The 20,609-nt window shown below is 69.3% G+C and carries 19 protein-coding genes; 15 read left to right on the top strand and 4 right to left on the bottom strand.

The annotated features are described in order from the left end of the window. Window positions 1-68: 68 nt before the first annotated feature. Complete coding sequence (locus tag ACIBEA_RS39925; RefSeq protein ID WP_399268575.1) at window positions 69-548, bottom strand: hypothetical protein; 480 nt, start codon at window positions 546-548, stop codon at window positions 69-71. A gap of 357 nt (window positions 549-905) precedes the next feature. On the opposite strand from ACIBEA_RS39925, the gene ACIBEA_RS39920 reads away from it, so the two are divergent. Beyond that, the gene (locus ACIBEA_RS39920; RefSeq protein WP_399268573.1) at window positions 906-2,096 is read left to right on the top strand and encodes an IS110 family transposase; all 1,191 of its coding nucleotides are present in this window, start codon (window positions 906-908) and stop codon (window positions 2,094-2,096) included. A gap of 188 nt (window positions 2,097-2,284) precedes the next feature. Here the strand turns inward: ACIBEA_RS39920 and ACIBEA_RS39915 are convergent, their stop codons facing one another. The 3 genes from ACIBEA_RS39915 to ACIBEA_RS39905 all read right to left on the bottom strand — a co-directional run bounded on the left by ACIBEA_RS39915 (window position 2,285) and on the right by ACIBEA_RS39905 (window position 4,880). Continuing rightward, entirely contained in the window at window positions 2,285-3,505 is a 1,221-nt protein-coding gene (locus ACIBEA_RS39915) for a cytochrome P450 (RefSeq protein ID WP_399268571.1), read from the bottom strand. Between the two features lie 73 nt (window positions 3,506-3,578). After that, on the bottom strand, window positions 3,579-4,361 hold the full coding sequence (locus ACIBEA_RS39910) for a hypothetical protein (protein WP_399268569.1): 783 nt from the start codon (window positions 4,359-4,361) through the stop codon (window positions 3,579-3,581). A gap of 6 nt (window positions 4,362-4,367) precedes the next feature. After that, window positions 4,368-4,880, bottom strand: a complete 513-nt coding sequence (locus ACIBEA_RS39905) for a hypothetical protein (RefSeq protein WP_399268567.1) — start codon at window positions 4,878-4,880, stop codon at window positions 4,368-4,370. Window positions 4,881-5,634: 754 nt separating this feature from the next. On the opposite strand from ACIBEA_RS39905, the gene ACIBEA_RS39900 reads away from it, so the two are divergent. The 14 genes from ACIBEA_RS39900 to ACIBEA_RS39835 all read left to right on the top strand — a co-directional run bounded on the left by ACIBEA_RS39900 (window position 5,635) and on the right by ACIBEA_RS39835 (window position 20,568). Next, entirely contained in the window at window positions 5,635-6,213 is a 579-nt protein-coding gene (locus ACIBEA_RS39900; RefSeq protein ID WP_399268565.1) for a hypothetical protein, read from the top strand. After that, window positions 6,168-7,127 carry an ATP-binding protein gene (locus tag ACIBEA_RS39895; RefSeq protein WP_399268564.1) on the top strand — a complete coding sequence of 320 codons (960 nt, stop codon included), beginning with the start codon at window positions 6,168-6,170 and terminating at the stop codon, window positions 7,125-7,127. The genes ACIBEA_RS39900 and ACIBEA_RS39895 overlap by 46 nt, the downstream gene beginning before the upstream one ends. Window positions 7,128-7,144: 17 nt before the next feature. Next, window positions 7,145-7,828, top strand: coding sequence for a flagella basal body P-ring formation protein FlgA (locus tag ACIBEA_RS39890; protein WP_399268562.1), 684 nt, complete (start codon window positions 7,145-7,147; stop codon window positions 7,826-7,828). Beyond that, window positions 7,828-8,649, top strand: a complete 822-nt coding sequence (locus tag ACIBEA_RS39885; RefSeq protein ID WP_399268560.1) for a hypothetical protein — start codon at window positions 7,828-7,830, stop codon at window positions 8,647-8,649. The genes ACIBEA_RS39890 and ACIBEA_RS39885 overlap by 1 nt, the downstream gene beginning before the upstream one ends. Further along, window positions 8,646-10,211, top strand: a complete 1,566-nt coding sequence (locus tag ACIBEA_RS39880; protein WP_399268558.1) for a CpaF family protein — start codon at window positions 8,646-8,648, stop codon at window positions 10,209-10,211. Before ACIBEA_RS39885 ends, ACIBEA_RS39880 begins: the two co-directional genes overlap by 4 nt. Further along, complete coding sequence (locus tag ACIBEA_RS39875; RefSeq protein ID WP_399268556.1) at window positions 10,211-11,137, top strand: type II secretion system F family protein; 927 nt, start codon at window positions 10,211-10,213, stop codon at window positions 11,135-11,137. Before ACIBEA_RS39880 ends, ACIBEA_RS39875 begins: the two co-directional genes overlap by 1 nt. Then, window positions 11,134-12,033: a type II secretion system F family protein gene (locus ACIBEA_RS39870; protein WP_399268554.1), complete on the top strand. Its 900-nt coding sequence runs from the start codon at window positions 11,134-11,136 to the stop codon at window positions 12,031-12,033. Before ACIBEA_RS39875 ends, ACIBEA_RS39870 begins: the two co-directional genes overlap by 4 nt. A 26-nt stretch (window positions 12,034-12,059) precedes the next feature. Then, window positions 12,060-12,257: a hypothetical protein gene (locus ACIBEA_RS39865; protein WP_399268552.1), complete on the top strand. Its 198-nt coding sequence runs from the start codon at window positions 12,060-12,062 to the stop codon at window positions 12,255-12,257. Next, on the top strand, window positions 12,257-12,676 hold the full coding sequence (locus ACIBEA_RS39860) for a TadE family protein (protein ID WP_399268550.1): 420 nt from the start codon (window positions 12,257-12,259) through the stop codon (window positions 12,674-12,676). Before ACIBEA_RS39865 ends, ACIBEA_RS39860 begins: the two co-directional genes overlap by 1 nt. Continuing rightward, on the top strand, window positions 12,673-13,110 hold the full coding sequence (locus ACIBEA_RS39855) for a TadE/TadG family type IV pilus assembly protein (protein WP_399268548.1): 438 nt from the start codon (window positions 12,673-12,675) through the stop codon (window positions 13,108-13,110). The genes ACIBEA_RS39860 and ACIBEA_RS39855 overlap by 4 nt, the downstream gene beginning before the upstream one ends. A gap of 12 nt (window positions 13,111-13,122) precedes the next feature. After that, window positions 13,123-13,560: a hypothetical protein gene (locus ACIBEA_RS39850; RefSeq protein WP_399268546.1), complete on the top strand. Its 438-nt coding sequence runs from the start codon at window positions 13,123-13,125 to the stop codon at window positions 13,558-13,560. A 5-nt stretch (window positions 13,561-13,565) separates the two neighbouring features. Then, window positions 13,566-17,372 carry a LysM peptidoglycan-binding domain-containing protein gene (locus tag ACIBEA_RS39845; protein ID WP_399268544.1) on the top strand — a complete coding sequence of 1,269 codons (3,807 nt, stop codon included), beginning with the start codon at window positions 13,566-13,568 and terminating at the stop codon, window positions 17,370-17,372. A 193-nt stretch (window positions 17,373-17,565) separates the two neighbouring features. Beyond that, the gene (locus ACIBEA_RS39840; RefSeq protein WP_399268541.1) at window positions 17,566-19,167 is read left to right on the top strand and encodes a DUF2637 domain-containing protein; all 1,602 of its coding nucleotides are present in this window, start codon (window positions 17,566-17,568) and stop codon (window positions 19,165-19,167) included. 102 nt (window positions 19,168-19,269) lie between these two features. Further along, a complete protein-coding gene (locus tag ACIBEA_RS39835) occupies window positions 19,270-20,568 on the top strand; it encodes a hypothetical protein (protein ID WP_399268539.1) in 1,299 nt (432 codons plus the stop codon). Window positions 20,569-20,609 lie beyond the last annotated feature (41 nt).

Here is a 20,609-nt window from a genome sequence, read left to right as displayed (position 1 = left end):
ACTCCTCCGTACCCATGGCCAATTAGGAGAATTCGGTATGGGGAATAACGAAGTGCTCAAACCACCCATCATGGGGAATAACGCGACCGCCGACAATCCCACTGGTCAGCTGCGTGAAGCAGAGCAGCTGTATCTGTCCGAGCCTCCACGAAGTGCTGGTAGATGTCTGTTCCGTTCTCACCCTGCTGCCATGAGGGTGCCGCCTCCATGGACAGGTGCACGCGAATCACCGCGCCGTCGTCACTTCGACCGACGAGGCTGAAGGCCAGGACCGGCTCGACGAACCACGTGTCCGGGGACAGATAGCCGTCGGCATCTGGCCCGGTCACCTCAACCTTCCCCGCAGCCACCGCGCGCAGCCAAGCGGACACCTCACGGGCCTCATCGGTCAGCAGACAAGGATCAGTGAAAGACCAGATGCCCTCCGGAGTCGTCGCAGTGCCGCCGACGACCAGCCAGTTGTCATCGTAGGAGTCGCCGCGGACCTCGGAGAACTGGTACCGCAGCGGGCAGAGCTCGACACTGCTTGCGTGATCACCCAAAAGCATTGCCCAAGGGTGTCACGGACCGTCTCGACGTTGCACAGTCCCTCGGAGCACACCAGCACAACCCCATGGGCGAGCTGGGTAAGACGGGCCGTTTGACATCCAACCTAGTCGCTCCAGGTCAGGGAGCCGCGCTGGACTGACTTTCTTGTCAAAGGACACCTTCGTATGGTTCTCCCACCCAGGGGTGTCGGGTGTGGCTTTCAACCTTCTGCCGCTTGTGGCTGGCATCGATTGGCCGCCCGACGCCCCACGACGACTCGGCTGCCAATTAGGAATTGCGAATGATCGCTCCGTAGGGAATCGACAGCGAGGTCGTCCGTCGGGAGGCACCCAGCACACCCCACGCACGGAGGCACCATGGCCGCGATCTGGGCCGGCATCGACGCAGGCAAGACCCACCACCACTGCGTCGCGATCGACGAGAGCGGCCGTCGGCTGCTGTCGCGACGCGTCGCCAACGACGAGCCCGAGCTCCTCGAACTCCTCAACGAGGTCCTGGCACTGGGCGACGAGGTGACCTGGGGAATCGACCTGGCCGACGGCGGAGCCGCCCTGGCCATCGCGATCCTCCTCAACCACGACCAGCCTGTGAACTACATCTCCGGCCGGGCCATCCACCGCGCCTCCGAGAGCTACCGCGGCGAAGGCAAGACCGACGCCAAGGACGCAGCCGTCATCGCGGACCAGGTCCGCATCCGCCGCGACCTCAACCCCTTACGCGCCGGCGACGAGACCGTCGTCGACCTCAAGATCCTCACCGGTCGCCGGATGGACCTGGTCGCCGACCGCACCCGCACCGTCAACCGGCTCAGGGCCCAGCTGACCGGCATCTTCCCGGGCCTGGAGCGGGCCTTGGACCTCACGAACAAGGGTCCGCTGACCTTGCTGACTGGCTACCAGGCCCCCGCGGCCATCCGCCGGCTCGGCGCCAAGCGCCTGGAGACCTGGCTGCGAAACCGCAAGGTTCTCCGAGCCGATCAGCTCGCCGAGACCGCGGTCGCGGCTGCCGAACGTCAGCACACCAGCCTGCCCGGGGAGAAGTTGACCGCTCAGATGGTGCACACGCTCGCGAAGGAGGTGATGCTCCTCAACGAGCAGGTCGCCGAGCTCGACAAGCTCATCGAGGCCCGGTTTCGCGACCACCGCCACTTCGAAGTGATCACCAGCATGCCCGGCCTGGGCATCATCCTCGGCGCCGAGTTCCTCGCGGCCACCGGCGGCGACATGACCGTCTTCGGCACTCCCGACCGCCTCGCCGGCTTCGCCGGCGTCGCCCCGGTCCCGCGCGACTCCGGCAAGATCAGCGGGAACCTGCGGCGACCTCAGCGTTACAACCGACGGCTCCAACGCGTCCTCTACACCTCCGCGCTGTTCAGCATCCGCAGGTCCGAGGAATCACGCCGCTTCTACGACCGCAAACGCGCCGAGGGCAAGCGGCACACCCAAGCTGTCCTTGCCCTCGCCCGCCGCCGCGTCAACGTCCTCTGGGCCCTCCTCCGCGACGGACGCTGCTACGAGCTCACGCCGCCGACCGCCCTCGCGGCTTGACAGACGGCATTAGGAATCGTTGCGACAGGACACAGGCAACGACCACGACTGTGTTGGCCTGTCGGCGCAAGCAGCCACATCTGCTGACGCGGAACACGAGCCGAAGGTCATTGAACCGCTCGCGCGTGCAACATGCGGAGAGCCCGGCCCAAGGGCCGGGCTCTCCGCATGCCTTCCACGTTGTCAGTTCAGCTGCGGGAACCATCACCGGCAACGAATAGGTCCCGCGGTGCACGGAATCGGAACGTGGTCGTCCAGCGGATGTCCTCGTGGGCGGAAACGAGTCGGAGCTGGGGCAAGCGGCGGAGCAGGGCATCGAGGGCCAGCGTGATCTGGGTACGTGCCAGCGCCGCACCGAGGCAGTAGTGAAGGCCATGGCCGAGGGCCAGGTGGCCCGTATCGGCGCGGTGGATGTCGAACTGGTCGGGCTGCGGGTACCGGGCCGGGTCGCGGTGGGCGGCCGCCAGCGAGAAGAGCACCGTGTCGCCCGCGGGAATGCGGACGTCGCCGACGTCGACCGGCTCCGTCGGGAAGCGGCGGATGGCGCTCAGGTTCGGGTGGGCGTACCGGAGCAGTTCCTCGACGGCGGCGGCCAGTAGTTCCGGCTTCTCTCGCAGCTCGGACAGCTGGTCGGGGTGGTCCAGGAGCGTCACCACGGCGTTGCTGATCTGGTGCTGGACGTTCTCGCTGCCGGCTCCCAGGATCAGGAACGCCAAGCTGACGAGCTCGTCCTCCGTGAGTCGGTCCTCTTCATCGCGGGCCGCGATGAGGCCCGAAAGGATGTCGTCTCCGGGGGTAGCCCGGCGACTTGCCACGAGATCGACGAGGTACTGGTGGATGCCGCCGATCGACCGGACCAGCTCTTCCTTGCTGGTGGGCGCGAGCATGCCGGAGATCCACTCCGAGAACTGCCCCTGCTCCTCGGCCGGGACGACGAAGAGGTCCCCGATGATCTTCAACGGCAGAGGATTGGCGAACTCGGCCACCAGGTCGGCCTGCCCGTCGGCCTCCAGCCGGCCGAGGAGACGGCTGACGAAGGTGTCCACCGCGCTCTGGATGTGAGCCCGCATCGCGTCGACGTGCCGAGGGGTGAACCCCTGCGCGACCAGCCGGCGCAGTCGCAGATGGTCGCCCCCGTCCAGGTTGAGCAGGTTGGCATCCAGGGCCGGAGGAAGCGAGAAGCCTTTGAAGCCAGATCCGGAATGCTGCTTGTCGACCGAGAAGTGCGGATCGGCCAGGCCGCGCCGCACATCCTCCTCGTGCGTGACGAGCCACACGGGCGACCCGTCAGGCAGGGCGACCCGGTGGACGGACCCTTGCTCCCGCAACTGCGCGTACACGGCGTACGGGTCGGCCTGGAAGTCGAGCCCGAAGGGCTGGGGAAGAGGCGTGGTGGAGTCGTGCGTCATGCGTGTCCTCGCGAGGGTCTGCGCCGTCGTTTCCGGCAGGTCGAGCGGTTGCTTCGTCGGTTTGCCCCGCCGGTCAGGCCCGGGAGAGGCGGCGCCGCACTGTACGGAAGGCCAGCCCGAATACCGGCAGGGTGAGACCGATGAAGAGGAAGACGATGGCCACCCCGGACAGCGCGGGAGACAGCTTCTCCTCCACCTTGAGCGACCACGGGCTGCCCATGGTGTAGGCGAGGAGGTAGCCGCCCTTGGACGCGGTGTAGCCGATGCCGGCGACGGCCGCTGCCGCGGACGCTCCGTAGCCGAAGGTGCTCCAGGGGCGTTCGGGCCAGTTGAGGGTGGCACTCTTCCCGCACATGAACGCGAGCTCGCAGCAGGTGACGAATACGTAGCCGAGGTAGACGAGCAGGTAGACGCGCACCGGGACGTTCGCGGCGAACGCCGTCGTGAACTCGACGCCGGCCGCGTTTGCCTTGAGCCAGAGCGGGATCATCACCAGGAGGACGACAAAGGCCACGGTGGCACGCTGGTAGATCGCCGTCTTGAGGTACTCCGGGTCATACGCGATGTCCACCATGGTGATCTGGAGGCTGGTGCACCAGAGGATGGCGCAGATGTGGGCGACCAGTTTGGCGATGTTGTCGACGCCGGTCAGCTCCTGCGCCCATGAGGCGACGGCCGGGACCGCGAAGAAGACTCCGACCGTGCAGATGCCGAATGCCGTGGTGATACACCGGTTGGCGACGGTCGGGGACCTGCGGGCGCGGTAGAGGCAGGCTGCGGTGACGACCACGCCCAGGATGGCGCATGCGCCGAATATGAGGCCGTCGAGGGGCGTGCCGCTGCTTGTGCTGCTCACGGGGTGCTACAGACCACCTTCCAAAGAGTCGGCGGCGTATTTCGCTGCCTCCTTCATGCTCCGGCGCCGCCGGTAGCGGCGGGTGACATCGCCGGTGTCGATTTCGGTTGGGATCTCCGTCACGGGGACTTCGGGTTCGAGACCGAGCTCCATCCGGCGCTTTCGGAGGTTGCCCAGAAGCGCTTCGAGGTCTCCTTGAGGGAGGCCTTCGAGATGTCTGACCACGTCACGGGCCGTTGGGTTGCACTCTATGACCGACAGCACAGCGACGTCGTCCCAGCCTGGGAGCAGGAAGGCGCTGGGTGCGCCGAGAATCGTGGCCAGGGCCGTCAGGGTGTTGGTCGTGGGGTTGTCGTCCTCGCCCCCTCGGAGGTTGGCGAGCTGCTGGACGGACCCTCCGCGCGTATGTCCGGGGAGGGCTCGGAACTCGGCAGACAGAGTTCGGTTCGAGGGCGGCTCTCCGTCAGGCCCCGGCCGGCGGCGCAAGAGGAAGCCGAGCTTGGCGGCAAGGGTCAACATTGGTACCGACCAATATCACTGATCAGTAGCTGTATGCCACAACTTGCCGAAACCTTCACGCCTGTCGTCCTCGCGGATGCCCCTACCCTCACGTCGCATCACACTTTAGTTGACAGTTGACGCGGCTCGTGTAGATGATCGCAACGTCACCCTTCAGTCATCTGGGGCGGAAAGGTGACGTTCGGGGTCCGCCGTTCGGCGGCGACGTGTCCATGGGGGTGTTCACGGTGGGGCTTGAAGGTCGATTAAGCAGGCTCGGTCGGCAGCATGCGCATCCGAGCGTCGTTGCGGCGCCATCAGGGACCGGCGCTCACTGACCACCCTCGAGTCGGGGCTTCCGGGCCCAAGAAACTCGGGTGACGCCCGGAAGCGCTGCACGTAGCCTCCAAAGCCACCACCTGCACCCCTCCCGCCCATTGGGCCGCCGGGGACAGTCATCCATGCCAACACCGATTGACCGCTCAATCACGGGGATATGCCAGTGTCATTTGCCATCAGCGCGCGAATACGCGGTGTGTGTCAGGCCGATACGACACCCGCCGGTTCGCAGCCATTCAGCCGGACGATGGGCGACCCACGCCGCCCGCAGTGGACGCGCGACGTCGTCCCTGCGGCTGCAGCCGTAGGCTCGCCGGATCCTGGCCCGACGTGTCCGCCCATGGCCGGCAGGCCGCGTTAGAGGAACTGCCTCTTCGCGCCTCGCCCTCATGGCGCACGCCCGCGCCTGAATCCGACATTGAAGGGGGATCTGCCAATGGCACCGTCCACCATGACCCGAACCCACGCCCTGCGTCTGGCCGGCACCGCACTCACGTGCGCCGTGGCCGCCGGATCGCTGGTCGGCTGCAGCTCCAGCAACACAACGAGCGACGCATCGTCCTCGCCTTCCGTGTCAGCGTCCAAGTCGCCGTCCAGCGACCCCGACCAGGCCGCGAAGGACAAGGTCTTGGCCGCTTACACCAACACACGCGAGATCCAGATCAAGATGGCCGACGACGGGGATCTGCACACCGAGGACCTGGCGAAGTATGCCAAGGGGGATGCAGCGTCCGACCTGAAGAAGTCCGTCCTGCGCAACCGCGGGGCAAACATCAAGTTCACCGGCCGGCCCGGGATGAGCCCCAGCGTCACGTCCGTCGATACCAAGAGCAAGACCGCCACGCTCTCCGACTGCTTCGACGCGACCAACTGGAAGCCCGTCTACAAGGACTCTGGAAACGCGGTCCAGCTGGCTGAGCAGCCTCTGAAGTACCCAGTCACGTCACAAGCCGAACTGGAGGGCGACACATGGCTCATCACGAAAATCACCGCAGACCGCACAAAGAGCTGCTGAACCGAGCTGCCCGCCCGCTGGGCATCGTCGCCGTCCTCGTCGCCGCCACGCTCCAAGCCGGACCGGCCTACGCCGATCCCGGGTGCGACAACCCCGTAGACGTCTGCATCGGCGTCGGCACACCCGGTGGGCCGGGCGGAGGCGGGGGCGGGGGTCACGGCGGAGGCGGAGGAGGAGGAGGAGGAGGAGGAGGCACAGGCGACGGCAAGTGCCTCCTCGTCGACAACACCGAGGTTGAGTGCCTGCCCGGCTACAACCCCGCCGACCGCTGCTTCTACGAACTGGTTGACCCCCAGCCGCCGTCCGGTCCCGGGCACACCGACATGAACGGTGCCGACACCTCGGGTCCCGGCGCCTTCTACCTGCGGGACTGCATCATCAACAACGTCGGCGGGATCGTCTGGCTCACGCAGCCTCCGGCAACCGTCCTTCCAGACCCTGCGGTGCTGGCGCGCCAGGCCCGGGACAAGATGACGCTGCTCGGCGCCTCCATAGGCTCCGCGCCCGGGCCGGACCAACCGGGTCTGGTCGGCATGCCGGTGTGGCTCTGGAACAACACCAGCGCCACCACTTGGGGCCCCAACAGCGCTACCGCCGCGGTCCCTGGCCTGTCCGTGACCGCAACGGCCCGCGTCACCAAGATCACCTACTCCATGGGTGACGGCGGCTCGGTCACCTGCACCACTGCGGGCACGCCGTACGAGCAGTCCTACGGGAAGAAGGCCTCCCCGGACTGCGGCCACGCCTACACCAAGGTCTCCGCCGGCCAGCCGGGCGGCAAGTTCACCATCACCGCGACCAGTTCCTGGGAAGTCACCTGGCAGGCGTCGAACGGTGCGAGCGGAACGCTGCCCGACGAGATCCGTACATCCAACACCACAGCACGCGTCGGCGAGCTGCAGGTCGTCAACTAGCACGAGGAAGACCAACGATGCCGCGTACCAAGCAGCAAACGGCACCCGCCCCGGGGGCCGCCCCGACGCTGCTGCCCATCACCAACGACGCCCCCCGGCGCCGCCGCCGTCCGGTGGTCATCGGCGCGGGTCTGTCTCTGGCAGCCGTTGGCGCGCTGGTGTCGGTGTGGCTCGTCAACGAAGCCGGCAACAAGGTCGCCGTCGTAGCCACCCGGCACGCCATAGCGGCAGGTGAAACAATCAAGGCGTCCGACCTGGTCGCGGCCGAGATCTCTCACGACTCGGGCCTGAGCTCGGTGCCCGCCGCCCAGGCGTCCGACCTCATCGGCAAGCAGGCGTCGTCCAACCTTCCCGCCGGCGTCCTGGTCACCGAGGACTCGGTGAGCACCGGATCAAGCGTCACCAAGGGCAAGTCCGTGATCGGCATCCTGGCGAAGCCGGGCCAGCTGCCGGTCCAGACGCTGCGCACCGGCGATGCGGTCACGATCGTCCACACTCCGCAGGACGGCAGCGCAGCGGCCTCTGCAGGCAAGCCCGGCACGACCCCCGAGAGCCTCCCCGCCGTGGTCTCCCGGGTTGGCAGCCCCGACGCCAACGGCGCCGTGGTCGTCGATATTGCCGCAGCCGAAGTGAACAGCATCTCGCTCGCCGCGTGGGCAGCCGGCGGCAGTGTGGCCATCGTTCTGAAGGCGACCAGCTGATGGCCGTCATCGCCCTCGTCTCGGGCAAGTCCAGCGGTGTTACCTGTTCGGCGCTCGCCCTCACTCTGGCCTCCCCCAAGGCGTCCTTGCTTGTGGAGGCCGACCCGGCCGGCGGCACGATCCGGACCGGCTATCTCGGCGGGGAGGGCACCGCAGCCATCGGCCTGCACCGCCTTGCGGCCGCGGACCGGCAGGGCACACTCGCCCGAGAGTTCGACAAGCACTTCGTCAGTCTGGACCGCGAACACAGCGGGCAGCGCCTGCTCCTTCCGGGGCTCACCGATCCCACCCAGGCCGCCTCGCTCAGCCGTACGTGGGAGCCGATCTCCCGGCTGCTGAACGTCATGGACCAGACCGGCCACGACGTGATCATCGACGCGGGCCGCATCCTGGCCGAGTCCGAGACCCGGCTGAGCACGACCCGCTACCCCACGCCGCTGCTGCACCGGGCCGACGCCGTGCTCATGGTGGTACGTACCACCCAGGCCTCCATCGCGGCCGCGGCGCCGGCAATCCGCGTCCTGCGGGAAGAGCTCGCCCACCACGGGACGGGTTCCGACGCCCTCGGGCTGCTGCTGATCGAGGAAGGCTCCTTCAACTCCAGCCAGGTCCAGCAGCACCTGCAGACACCGGTCGTCGGCGCGCTCGCGTGGGACCCCGACAGCGCCGACGTCCTGACCCACGGGGCGTACAAGCGGATGCCGCGGACCCTGCTGAACTCCGCCCGAACCGCCCACGGAACGATCAACGAACTCGTGACCAGACGCCGTGTGCAGTTGCAGCCCACCGGAGTGCCGATGGTTACCGGGAGGGCATCATGACCGACACCAGGCCGGAGACCACGGCCCCCGACTACACGACCCTGTTCACCCAGGCACTGGACGACGCCCCCGCACAGAGCGCGCCGGTCCTTCGGCCTGTGCCCTCCCCGGTGTCCGCCTCCCAGCTGCCGGGGAGTGTCCTTCGCGTCTCCGGCGCGTCGGCCCCGGCCGTGCTTCCGGTCGGGCACGAGGTGATTGCCGAGCTCCGGTTCCAGGCCAGCGGGAAGATCGGTGAGGCCGCGGGCGCGGACGCGTCCATGACCGAGCAGGACCGGCGCCAGCGCGGCCAGTCGATCATCATGCAGGTCGTATCAGAATGGGCGACGAAGTACGCGGCCAGCGGCGCGGACTTGAGCCCGGCTCAGGAGAAGGCGGTACGCGATGCCGTCTTCGACGAGCTGTTCCGCGCCGGCCGTCTCCAGCCGCTCCTGGACGACCCCGCCGTGGAAAACATCATCATCTACGGCGATAACGTGCGCGTCGACTACGCCGACCGCCCGACGCGGACCTGGGACCCGATCGCGAAGACGGACCGGGACCTGATCAACCTGATCAACCACCTCGCACGTATGCAGGGACAGGGTGAGCGCGCCCTTACGCCCGCCACGCCGAACTTGAACCTGAGCCTGGCCGACGGCTCGCGTCTCGCGGCCTCGGCGTACGTCACCCCCCGGCCGAGCATCGTCATCCGCCGGCACCGTACCCGCGGTCAGGGCCTGGACGACCTGGTGCGCTGGGGGACGATCGACTCCACGCTCGAGAAGTTTCTGCGCGCCGCGGTCAAGGGCCGCAAGAACGTCATCGTCGTCGGCTCCCAGGGTGTAGGAAAAACGTCTCTGCTGAGGGCCATGGCCCGCGAGATCCCCCGCAACGAGCGAGTGGGAACCCTGGAGTCGGAGTACGAGCTCTACCTTCACGAGGACCCCGAGGGCCCGGAGGTCATCGCCTACGAGGGCCGCGAGAGCAACGGCGAGCGCGGCGCGGACGGCAAGCTCCAGGGCGAGCTGAGCCTCAGCGACCTCTTCCCGCAGCTGCTGCGCATGTCGCTGCGGCGCGTGATCGTCGGCGAGGTCCGCTCCAAGGAAGTCGTTCCGATGCTGCACGCGATGAACGAAGGTGAGGGCGGCAGCATGGCGACCCTTCACGCCCGCAGCCCTCAGCTGTCGATCGAACGTCTGGCCACCCTGTGTCTGGAGGCCGGCATCGGCATGACCGAAGGCCTGGCCTACCGGCTGATCGCCCAGGCCGTCGACTTCGTGGTCTACGTACGCCTGGTCGACGAAAGCGAACTCGTCGCCGCGAACGGCAAGGCCGGGCGCAAGCACCGCTTCGTCAGCCACGTCATGGAGGTCACGGGCATCGGTGAAGGCGGCCGGCCGTCGTACCAGATGGTCTTCGCCCCGCGCGAGCAGGACGGCCACCGCGAGCCCCGTGCCGTACCCCACGGCAACATCTCCCAGACCAATCTGGAAGACCTTGTGCGCGCCGGCCTGGACCGCAGCATCCTGCAGAAGGCCTGGGGCAGCTGGGGCGCACCGCTGGAGACGGTGATGCCGCTGTGATGCTCACCCTGAACTCACTGCTCGCCGGGCTCGCGGGCCTGGCGGCTGTCGGCGGTCTCGTCGTAGCCGCGGCGGGCGGCATCGGCTGGGCGCCTTCGACGACGGTGCGACGCCGCAGCCGGCTCGAGCGCAAGCTCCGCGGCCTCTTCGTCAAGGACGCCCGGACGCCGACATCCTGGTGGGCCCAGGGGCGGGTCCGGCTGGCCGGCGGAGCTCTGGCGGGCCTCGGGGTGTGGCTGTTCACCGGCTGGCTGTCCGGTGGCCTGATCACTGTCGCCGTCGTGATCGGCCTGCCCTGGTTGCTGAACACCTCCGGATCCGGCAAGTCGCAGATCGACAAACTGGAGGCGATCGAGGAGTGGGTGCGGCGCATGTCCGACATCCACACCGTCGGTGTCAGCCTGGAGGCCACCATCCAGCGCAGTCTGGAGACCGCTCCCAGGGCCATCCGTGAGGATGTCCGGCTGCTCGTCTCCCGCCAGCAGGCCGGATGGGTACCCCAGGACGCCTACCGGGCCTTCGCCGACGACCTGAACGACGCCATGGTCGACGAGGTCGCCGCGCTCTTGATCCTGCACGTCGAGGACCGCGGCAGCGGGCTGAGCAGGGCCCTGCGCGAACTCGCCGAAGCACTTCAGCACGAGGTCCTCGCGCGCCGTGAAGTCGAGGCCGACCGGCAGAAGCCACGCACCAACGACCGCTGGGTGACGATCTTCTGCTTGGCGATCTTCGGAATCACAGCGTTCTCCGGCACCTACGTCGAGCCGTACAACACCTTCGCCGGGCAAGTGGTCCTCGTCTTCGTCGGCGCGGCATTCGTCCTGGTCAAGGTCTGGATGCGCCGCATGGCGATCATCGAGCCCGCGCCCAGGTTCCTGTCTCCGGCCGACCGCTCCGGCGGCCAGATCACTGAGGAGGCACCGTGATCCTCTCCCCCTACGCCGTCATCGGCGGCGCCTTCACCGGCCTCGGCCTGGTGATCGCCGCCCGCGGCATCCTGCCCGGCCGCCCCGACCTCAGCGATGTCCTCTCCCGGATGGACGCCACCCGGCTCGAGAACCTCGAACGCAACCGTGACGGCAACCCCGACTCCCTGATGGAGAAGGCCGGCATCTTCCTGCTGCGCACCGTCGGTGAGGGCACCCTGCGCCTGCCGCGCCAGCAGCTGGAGCTCGTGGGCCGCTCCCCCGCCGCGCACCTGGGCCGCAAGCTCGGACTCGCCCTGTACGGGCTGCTGCTGCCCGTGCTGGTCGTGAGCCTGGCGAACCTGGCCGGCTACCCCTTCCCCGTGGCGATCCCGGCGATCGCCGGGATCGGGCTCGCAGTCGTCTTCTGGCTGCTTCCGGACCTCCAGCTGCGGCAGCAGGCCGTGGAAGCGAAGGAGGACTTCCGGTACGCCGTCAAGGCATACCTGCGCCTCGTCCAACTCGAACGTGCCGCGGACGCCGCTCCCACCCAGGCCCTGAAACGGGCCGCCGAGGTCGGTGAGGGCTGGGTGTTCGCCAAGATCCGCGACACCATCACCCGCGCCGAACTCGAAGGCGTCAGCCCGTGGGAGGGCCTCAAGAGGCTCTCGCTCGAACTCGACGTCCCCGAACTCGGTGCGCCCGCCGACATCATCGCCATCGCCGGCGAAGAAGGCGCAGCCGTCGGCGACACCCTCGGCGCGCAGGCCAAATCGCTCTCCGGCGCCCTGGTCACCGCTGCCAAGGCCCAGGCCAACATGGCCAGCGAAAAAATGGTCATGCCCGTCGCGATGCTCGTCCTGATCATGACCGTCTACATCGGCTACCCCGCGATCTCGCGGATCATGGCCAGCTAATTCCCGCAAGAGACAAGGAAAACACGATGGGTATCGACCCGAACTTCACCTTCCTGAAGGCCTTCTTCACCGCGCGAATAGAGCGGCTGCGCGACGCCCGCGACGACCGCGGCGCCATCTCCATCGAGACCATGATGATCATCGCCGGACTCGTCGTCGGTGCCGCCGTGGCCGTCGCCATCATCGGCGCCAAGATCAGCGAGAAGGCGGCAACGATCAAGTGATGCGCCTCCGCAGGGCCGTCAGGCGCTGGTCCCGCGCGCTCGCCGAGCGCGACGCGCGGGACCGCGGCGGCCTGTCCCTGGAGATGCTGATCGTCTTTCCCGTCGTGCTGATGACCATCCTGCTGGTCGTGCACGTCGGCCTGTGGTGGCACGCCAAGAATGTGGCGATGTCCGCGGCCCAGCTGGGAGTGGAGTCGGCCCGCGTCCGAGGGGCGTCCGAAGGCACCGGCACCGCTGAGGCCCGCGAATTCCTCGGGCGGGCCGGCGGCAGCATCTCCGGCCTGTCGGTGAGCGGCAGCAAGGGGGCAACGGTGACGATCCGGGTCACCGGCTACGTCGACACGATGATCCCCGGCCTGAAACTCAGGATCGACCAGCACGCGGATGCGGCCGCCGAGCGCATCACGGAGGCACCGTGACCATCTCCCACAGGCTCAGGAACGACCGCGGTGCGCTGTCGCTGGAAGCGGTCATCCTGTTTCCCGTCATCATCCTGGTGCTGCTTCTGGTCGTCGCTCTCGGCCGGATCGGATCCGCCCACAACGCCGTCGACACCGCGGCCCGCAACGCGGCGCGCGCCGCGTCCCTGGAGCGCACCGGCGGCTCCGCCAGCGGCGCGGGACAGCAGATGGCGCACAGCGTGCTGAGCCAGCAGGGGCTGCAGTGCACGGCCACGTCCGTCTCCGTGTCCACCGACGGCTTCTCCGCTCCGATCGGCACCCCGGCCTCGACCACCGCCACGGTGACCTGCACCGTGCGGCTCTCCGATATCGGATTGCCCGGCCTGCCCGGCGCCAAGACCATGACCAGCAGTTTCACTTCGTCAATCGACTCCTACCGCCAGCGCGGCTGACAGGAACACCGCATGACACCCGCCCGCACCGCTCTCGCCTCCCGGATCCGGCGCGCCCTGCGCGATGACCGCGGAGGGATGAGCGTATTCGTCCTCGTCACCATCGTGGCGCTCTTCGCCGTGGCCGCACTCGTCTACGACGGGGCCGGGAAGCTGCGGGCCCTGACCCATGCCGAGGGCGTCGCGCACGAAGCCGCGCGGGCCGGCGGCCAGGCCATCGACGCGGGCAAGGCCATCTCCGGAGGCGGCGTCACCGTCGACCGCAACGCGGCCGTGGCCGCGGCCCGGACCTACCTCAGCCGCGAGGGAGTCACCGGCTCCGTCTCCGTGAGCGAGGACGGCGGGTCCCTTCAGGTAACGGTGACCGAGACGTACCACGCCCTCTATCTCGGTGGCGCCAGCGGCTCCGTCACCGGCAAGGGCAGCGCCAACCTCGTCTACCGGGGGTAGGAGTCATGAGAAACCGCAGTACCGCAGTCACGATCATCCGTGCGTTCCTCGCGCTCATCGCCCTGGTCGCCATCCTGGCCGGCGTCCCCGCAGTGCTCTTCGGCATCGGGGTCCTGCCCGACCACGTCCCCAGCATCGCCGAGGTCACCGACGCGCTCACCAGCCCCGACACGGGCCAGCTGTTCCTGGGCGCGGTCACCCTCATCGGCTGGTACGGCTGGATCAGCTTCGTCGTATCCGTCGTCCTGGAGACGGTCGCCGCGCTGCGCCACCGCCGCGTTCCGAAGATCCGTATGCTGGGAGGCTCCCAGCAGCTGGCCGGAGCGCTCGTGGGTGGCATCCTCATCCTTCTGCCTGCGGGGACCGCGATGGCCACCCCGGCCACCGCCTCCCCTGTCGCGTCGGCGACGGTGGCCACAGCCTCCGTGACAGCCGGCCAGGACACGGCTTCGAAGACCGCGCCTGCGGCCTCGTGGACGGGCCCGACCCACCAGGTCCAGGACGGTGACACCCTCTGGGACATCGCCGAGAAGCGCCTGGGTGCCGGTATCGAGTGGCACCGGATCGTCGAGGCCAACCAGAACGTCGCGCAGGCGGACGGTTCTGTCATCACCGCCGACACCACCGTGCTGCAGACCGGCTGGATCCTGAGGCTGCCCGCCGACGCCGCACCCGCGGCCGACGACGGCGGCAAGCGGCCGCAGACCGGCACCGCCGCCCACGAAGGAACTCACACCGTCCGGCCCGGCGAGACGCTGACCGGCATCGCCGCGAACGAGCTCGGCGACGCGGACAGCTACCCCAAGATCGTCGAGGCCAACAAGGGCGTCCCCCAGGCGGACGGACGCGCCCTCAGCGACCCGGACAACATCTACCCCGGCTGGCAGCTGAAGATCCCCGCGGCCACCAGCGATCAGGTCGACCCGGCCCCTGCGGTTCCCGCGCCCGAACACCAGCCCGCGCCGGAGCACGACCACGCCGGTGAGCAGCCAGGCGAAGGGCAGAACGGGCAGACCCAGACGCCGGGCCACGCCGGTGACGGCAAGACAGAAGGTCCCGGTCAGGACGGGAACGGCAAGGACACGGGTAAGCAGGACACCGGGCAGGCAACCGCCCGCCCCGAAGCACCCTCTGTCCAGCCACCCGCGCAGACCCACGGGCCCGAGGAAGCCTCCGGCCAGCCCGCCACCGGTTCACCCGCCGAGCAGGCGCAGCAGGAGGTGTCCGAGGACAGCGGCCAGAGCGTGACCACGGTCGCGGCGGCGGCTGGGAGCATCCTGGCCGCCGCCGTGCTCGGGGTGATCGCCGTCCGGCGTACCCGCCAGCAGCGACGCCGCCGCCCCAAGCGCCGCATCCCCATGCCGTCCGGCGCGAGCGCCGACTTCGAGAAGCAGCTGCGCGCGGCCTCCGATGTCACCGGCACTGCCTTTGCGGACCGGGCCCTGCGCACTCTGGCCCACCACTGCGGCGAGGCAGGCCGGCCGCTGCCCGAGGTCGAGGCGATGCGGATCTCCGCCCGCGGGGTCGAGCTCCATCTCGCCGCGGCGACTCCGCCCGTCGCCCCGTTCACCGAGCAGGACGACAACCCGGCGCTCTGGTGGTGCCCGAAGCGGGGCACCACCCTCCTCTCGGAGGAACAGGCTGCCGACATCAGCCCGCCCTACCCGGCCCTGGTCAGCCTCGGTGAAACCGAGGAAGGCGACGTGGTCCTGGTCGACCTGGAGAACATCGGCCTGCTGCGACTGGCCGGCAGCCCTGCCGAGGTGCGCGCGGTCACGCTCGCCCTCGCCATCGAACTGGCCTCCTCCAAGCTGGCTGCCGGCACGCAGATCGTCCTCGCCGGAGCCGGCAGCGACCTGCACCGCCTCTACCCCGACCAGGTCGAGCACCACACGGACCTGGCCGAGGCCGCCGCCGAGCTCCAGGCACACGACACCCTCCAGCGCGACGCCCTCGCCTCGACCGGGCACGACCACCTTCGGTCCGCCCGCCTGGATGCCGAGACCGCCGGGGACTCCTGGATCCCGCGCATTCTCGTCAGCGCCACCTCGCCTACGGGCCCGGCGACCGCCGTGCTCGAAGACCTCCTGACCTCGCGGCCGCGGACCTCGGTCGCGGTCGTCACCGCGGCCGGCGGCGACCTCGACCTGCCTGGGGCCTGGACGCTGCCTGCGCAGCCCGGCGCCATGGTCGAACTCCCCGGCCTGGGCCTGGCGGTGAAGCTGCAGTACCTCGACGATGCCTCCTACGAGCGGCTCGTCGAGCTTCTCGACACCTCCAGCCGGAGTGACGACGTGGCACCGCCTGCCTGGACCGGACACACGAGTCCCTCTGACAACGGGCCCCGAGGCGCAGTCGAGCCGGCCGATGAGGCCTCCGCGCTCGCTCCCGAAACCTCTTCGTTTGCAGTGGGCGCCTACGCCCCCGCCCACATCACTTCCACGGGATCGGACATGGCCACCGCACTGCCGAACTTCGCCTCCCTCACGCCCTCCATCACGCCGCAGATCGCCGGCACGGATGGTGAAGACCACCGTCCGGCCGAGGAAGACGGCGCGAGCGCACTGTCCGCCGCCGTAGCCGGGCCCCCTGCGGGCCCTGACCTGCCGGCCTCCGACGGCACGGACAGCACGGACGGCGATGACCTTCACGCCTTCCCTGCTGAACCCGACGCCTACGAGCCGCCGTACGACGAAGAGGACCCGGAGGACGAGCCGCCCTACGAAGAAGACGAGGAGGCCTCCGCACTCGGAACAGAGGTGTGGAACAGTCCCGAGGCCGCCGAGGAGTTCGACACCGCGCTCGGCGAAGTACTCGCCGAACAGGACGCCGTGGCGTCCGACACCGGTACCGGCGACATCGAGGACGACGAGTCGGGCCTGTCCGCGGCCGCGCTCGGCACGGAAACACGAACGGACACGGGACTGAGCGTGGACCGCTCTCGTCCGGCCGAGCGGCGTATCGTCCCCCGGCCCAGCGCCGCAACCTCCACCGTGCTGGCGGCGCTCGCCACGCCCCCCGAGACGCCGACCGCTCCCCAGGTACAGGTCCTCGGTCCCGTGCAGTTCGTCGGGACCCGCGGCCGTGTGGGCCGCAACCGCCACAACAGCCTCGCAGAGATCGCCGCGTGGCTCGTCCTGCACCCGGGACTGAGCCGCAAGGACCTCGACGAGGCCATCTGGCCCGGCATGCGCATCATCGCCGAGTCCCGCAACACGGCGATCAGCCGGCTTCGGTCCTGGGTAGGCACAGCGCCTCACCTGCCCGCCGACGATCCGCAGGCGGCCTACCTCCCGTCGATCAAGGGCGGTGTCTACAGCTTCAGCGACGAGGTCACTTCCGACTGGGCGAAATTCCAGGAGCTGTACCAGCAGGGCATGCACCACGACGGGCCGGACGCCGACACCGCGCTCGCGGAAGCGCTGTCCCTGGTCAGGGGGCGACCCTTCGCCGACGTCGACCCCTCCAAGTACATCTGGGCGGAGGCCGACATCCAGGAGATGATCAGCTCGATCGTCGACGTCGCCCACGAGCTCGCCGAACGGCGCCGCCAGGTACGCGATTACCGCGCGGCGGCCCAGGCCGTCACCAAGGGCATGGTCGTCGACAGCCAGTCCGAGCTGCTCTACCGCGACCTGTTCACCATCTGCCACGAGATGGGCGACCAAGAGGGCCTGGAGCGTGCCGCTCATCAGCTGGCGCGCATCAATGCCGAAGAGGGGTTCGATTCTTCGCCCGAGACCGTGGGCCTCCTGCGGACCCTCCTCAAGGGCGAACGTGCCGTGCCCACGCTCGGATCCGCCGCCTCATGACCCGCCCGGCAAGATTCCCGGCCCTGAACTGTCACACCGCACCGCTCGCCGACACCTGTAGAGAGCGAGGGGCCTTTCCGGCCGACCATCCGACGAAGGAGACCGCGCGCATGACCCGCCGCCGGCAGCAAGCCGCCGTCCCGTACATCCGGCTCGCCGTTCCGGCGCGCCCGGTCCGGGAAGGAGGACAGCGATGGACCTGACCCAGTGGGCGCTGCCCGCCGGCCTCGCCGTGGGGGGCATCGGCGCTGCCGTCACCGTCGGCATGGTGCTCGGCCACCGGCGCCGGGCAGGCGAGCACAGCGCCACCGCCGAGGAACGCGACCAGCTCGCCCTTCGGCGGCGCCACGCCTGGCAGCGCCGCATGGCCGTCATCGCCCTCGGCGTCGGTTGCGTGATGATGTTCGTCCTCGCCGCCATCGCCGCATGGCTGTCCTTCGGCGCGCAGCGCGAGTACGCCCACGCGCACAACGGCGGCAACTGGGACGCGGCCACAGCGTTCGCGTTGCTCCTCGACGCCGGAGCCCTGTCGCTGTCCCTGATCCGCTTCTTCGAGGCCCTCACCCTGCGCTCTTCCGCCATCACGCGGATCCTGCTGCTCACCTTCGTCAGCGCCTCCGCACTCATGAACCTGCTCCACGCCCCGGGCGCCGGTGCCGGCAGTGTCTTCCTCGCGGTCGTTCCTCCGCTCGTCTACGCGGTCCAGCTCGAGATGCTGCTCTTCAAGGTCGAGCAAGTGATCATGGGCCGGCAGAAGCGCCTCAAGACCAGCCGGGAGCGGGCATACAGCCTGCTGCTGTGGCTGCCGTGGCCGATCGGCGCACCGGTACGGATGTGGCGGGCATGGCGTGCCGAGCTCCTGGCCACCGTCGACAACGTCCGCGTCATCGGCTCCCAGCGCCCGCGCCCGCAGGCGGCCGCCCCCACCCCGATGCCGCCTGCGGCGCCGACTGTGACCCAGGTGACGCTGGAGAAGGTCGACCCCGCCCAGCTCCAGGCGAGCGGGCCGGCACCCGTGAGCGAGGTGGCGGCCACTCCCACGGCAAACGTCCTCATCCCCGCCGCCCAGCCGCCCGCCGCAGCGGGATCCAAGACCGCCGCGCCCCAGGCGATCGAAGTCCTCGCTGCTCCTGCAACGCGGCCGCTCACCGCGACGTCCGAGGCCAAGGTCGAGGCCGCCGAGCCTGGGGAAGCAGTCGGAGTGGAAGACCTCCAGGCGGCGCCGTTCCTGCCCGCGCCGGCCAAGCCGGAGCCGGAGCCGGAGCCGGAGCCGGAGCCGGAGCCGGAGCCGGAGCCGGAGCCGGAGCCGGAGCCGGAGCCGGAGCCGGAGCCGGAGGTAACGGCGGACAACAACCATGAGACACCGCCACACCCCGAAGGCCTCCCTGACACGGAGTACGACGGCACGGCCGCGCCCGAAGCCGAGACGACGGCCGGAGACGATGAACCGGACACTCAGCACGAGCACCCCGACTCCGGGGCAGGTGACGACGAGTCGCGGGGGCAGCGTCAAACCCTCCAGATCGACCTGTCCGCGCTTCCCCAGGACGAAAAGCCGCGTCAGCGCGCCGAGCGAATCTACGTCGCCCACCAGGTCGCCGGCCTTCCCCTCGACAAGGCGGACCTGGGCAAGTGGGCGGGCTACACGAACGCACGCTCGGGAGGCAACGAATACCGGCGGCTCGAAAGGGAGTACGGACCGATCCAGGAGCGGGAAGGTGCCGCCGAGATCGACCTGGACTGGGACAGCTTCGAGCCGCAGCCCGAGTCCGGCCCCTCCCAAGTGGCCGCCTGACCGTGCGCGGGACCAGCTCGTGCTGGCTCGGCATACTGCCGTGTCAGCCCGGGCGGGTAGCCTCAGGGCGACTTCGCAGGACGTATAAGGGGGATGGTGGATATGAGCAGCGGCTGGCAGCAATCGATCTCCGAGCTGCGTGCCCAGGGCGACGCCGCCCGGGCCAGCGGCGAACGTGCCGGCTCGCTCGCCGCCGACGGCGCCCGCGGGGTTCGCGACACCGCGATCGCGGTCCGCTACGCCGCCGAGGCCGACTATCTGCGCTCCGCCCAGGCCCTGCTGCGTTCCCACCTCGCAGACCGGCTCCCGCCCCGACGGCTGCCCGCCGCCCGGATTTGGCCGGGGTTCCGGGACATGTGGAGGGACCGGGTGCTGCACCGGCGTGGAGGGCTGTGGCGGGCCGTCCCGGACAACGCCGACCTGGACCAGATGCGCAGAGCCTCGCCCGGGCCACGGCTGGAAGCGGTGATCGAGCAGGCTGAGGCTCTGCGGGCCAGCCTTCACGGTCACCGGCAGCGGGACAGCTTGTACGAGTCCTACATTCCCGACCCCGCCGGCAGTCTGGCTGGCGACCCCCTGGGCGGGAACGGCCGGTCGGCCCCCACGCTGCCCGGGTTCCCCGACCCCGCACACCGGCTGAACCGCGCCTTCCCACAGGGCACTGGGTTTCGAATCCAGCCAGGCCGGCTCGACGAGTTCGACCAGCTGTGGGACGACGAAAGCGCAGTGCACCAGCGGGCCGTCACCTTCGGCGATGAGGTCCTGGCCCTGCTCGTCGAACTCCGGCTGAACGGGGTCACACCGCCGGCAGGACGCCTGCGCGGCGCCGGGCGCTGGATTGCCCGCGAAGAAGCACTCGTCGCGCACCGGCCGAAGTGGCCCGCCAAACTCACCGGCTTCCAGATCGCGTCCCTGGCCGGAACCTGCTGGCTGGTGCTGGCATGCACCGGTCTTCCGCTGACCTTCGGGCACCACGCTGGTCTCCTGTCCCATTACACCTGGCTGTTCATGGCGGCAGCCCTCATCGCGTGCACCGGGACCGGGATCATCCTTCGGTACCTTCCGAAGCTGATCCAGGGCCACGGACCTCGTGCCGCCGCACCCGGGATCGCCGCGGCACTCCTTGCACTCGTGGTCTGGCAGGGCCAGGGGCCGCTCGCCGAACACTTCTTCGCGGGCCCGTACGACCGGTACGAGCGGGAGTACGCGGACGGCTGCCTCGCAGTGACCCCCTACCGGCACAACGCCGTCCAGGCCGCCGTCGCCGACGGCGTACTCGTCATCAACCCCACCAACGGCGGGCCGACACTGCGCCTGGGCCCGGCCGAGAACGGCGGTACGCACCCGCTCCGGCCGCTGGACCAGGCGACCCGGACCGTACTCGACGAGCACGGGTGCTGACCGTACGGCGTTGAGCCGCTGAAGATGCCCAGCCCTGGCCA

The organism is Streptomyces sp. NPDC051555 (assembly GCF_044454405.1).
Taxonomy (GTDB): domain Bacteria; phylum Actinomycetota; class Actinomycetes; order Streptomycetales; family Streptomycetaceae; genus Streptomyces.
Note: the sequence above shows the minus strand (reverse complement) of the source record. Positions and strands in the feature narration are given on the sequence as shown.

Bases quoted from the DNA above. Each gene is read 5' to 3' on its own strand.
- ACIBEA_RS39875 (WP_399268556.1), top strand. From the start codon at position 10,211: ATGCTCACCCTGAACTCACTGCTCGCCGGGCTCGCGGGCCTGGCGGCT.
- ACIBEA_RS39835 (WP_399268539.1), top strand. From the start codon at position 19,270: ATGAGCAGCGGCTGGCAGCAATCGATCTCCGAGCTGCGTGCCCAGGGC.
- ACIBEA_RS39890 (WP_399268562.1), top strand. From the start codon at position 7,145: ATGCCGCGTACCAAGCAGCAAACGGCACCCGCCCCGGGGGCCGCCCCG.
- ACIBEA_RS39850 (WP_399268546.1), top strand. From the start codon at position 13,123: ATGACACCCGCCCGCACCGCTCTCGCCTCCCGGATCCGGCGCGCCCTG.
- ACIBEA_RS39840 (WP_399268541.1), top strand. From the start codon at position 17,566: ATGGACCTGACCCAGTGGGCGCTGCCCGCCGGCCTCGCCGTGGGGGGC.
- ACIBEA_RS39895 (WP_399268564.1), top strand. From the start codon at position 6,168: ATGGCTCATCACGAAAATCACCGCAGACCGCACAAAGAGCTGCTGAAC.
- ACIBEA_RS39845 (WP_399268544.1), top strand. From the start codon at position 13,566: ATGAGAAACCGCAGTACCGCAGTCACGATCATCCGTGCGTTCCTCGCG.
- ACIBEA_RS39920 (WP_399268573.1), top strand. From the start codon at position 906: ATGGCCGCGATCTGGGCCGGCATCGACGCAGGCAAGACCCACCACCAC.
- ACIBEA_RS39885 (WP_399268560.1), top strand. From the start codon at position 7,828: ATGGCCGTCATCGCCCTCGTCTCGGGCAAGTCCAGCGGTGTTACCTGT.
- ACIBEA_RS39915 (WP_399268571.1), bottom strand. From the start codon at position 3,505: ATGACGCACGACTCCACCACGCCTCTTCCCCAGCCCTTCGGGCTCGAC.
- ACIBEA_RS39900 (WP_399268565.1), top strand. From the start codon at position 5,635: ATGGCACCGTCCACCATGACCCGAACCCACGCCCTGCGTCTGGCCGGC.
- ACIBEA_RS39925 (WP_399268575.1), bottom strand. From the start codon at position 548: ATGCTTTTGGGTGATCACGCAAGCAGTGTCGAGCTCTGCCCGCTGCGG.
- ACIBEA_RS39905 (WP_399268567.1), bottom strand. From the start codon at position 4,880: ATGTTGACCCTTGCCGCCAAGCTCGGCTTCCTCTTGCGCCGCCGGCCG.
- ACIBEA_RS39880 (WP_399268558.1), top strand. From the start codon at position 8,646: ATGACCGACACCAGGCCGGAGACCACGGCCCCCGACTACACGACCCTG.
- ACIBEA_RS39865 (WP_399268552.1), top strand. From the start codon at position 12,060: ATGGGTATCGACCCGAACTTCACCTTCCTGAAGGCCTTCTTCACCGCG.
- ACIBEA_RS39860 (WP_399268550.1), top strand. From the start codon at position 12,257: ATGCGCCTCCGCAGGGCCGTCAGGCGCTGGTCCCGCGCGCTCGCCGAG.